The organism is Ureaplasma diversum NCTC 246 (genome assembly GCF_000731915.1).
Taxonomy (GTDB): domain Bacteria; phylum Bacillota_I; class Bacilli_A; order Mycoplasmatales; family Mycoplasmoidaceae; genus Ureaplasma; species Ureaplasma diversum.
This window is the reverse complement of record NZ_JFDP01000116.1, coordinates 1-585: the sequence shown is the minus strand read 5'-3', so window position 1 is coordinate 585 and position 585 is coordinate 1. Positions and strand designations below refer to the sequence as shown.

Below are 585 nucleotides of genomic sequence, written 5' to 3'. Positions count from 1 at the left end.
ATATCCAACTCTTGCAAAAGCTTCAGTTTATATTAACCATCACGAACCAATTTTTACAGATAAAGGTTTTAAATTAGACCATTTAAAATCAATGCTAAATACACTTAAGAACAACTCTCAATGAAGTGTTGAAGAACTAAAAAAAGAAGCAGGTTTTAGAAGACAACATCTATTCTTCTTAGAATTAAAAAAAGGGTTAGACGAAGGTGAAAATTATTTAGATAATATCCCTGATAGACTTGGTAAATATCATAGAAAAGCATTACCGCCACCACCAACTGAAGATGATGGATTTGGAGTTCGTCAAGCTTATGAAGACGCAATCAGACTAAGAAAAAATCAAGCGGAATACTTCAATACTGAAAGTTGGACTGAAGAAGATAGATGAAACTATTGAAAAATAGGAGATAAACCATTAGGAACAATGTTATGGTATTTCAATCGAGTAATTTATGGTTCAGATAAATGAAACAAAAAATTCCAAGAATCAAATCATAATAACGAATTATTTTTAAGTAAATTATTCTATGAAAAAACATTAACTAAAGACCAACGACAATATTGAGATATGGACTTTATAATGTA

General features: G+C 29.4%; 1 protein-coding gene. It reads left to right on the top strand.

Going from position 1 to position 585, the window contains the following annotated elements:
* A partial coding sequence (locus UDIV_RS04700) for a hypothetical protein (RefSeq protein ID WP_038103797.1) occupies positions 1–585 on the top strand: 585 nt, incomplete at both ends.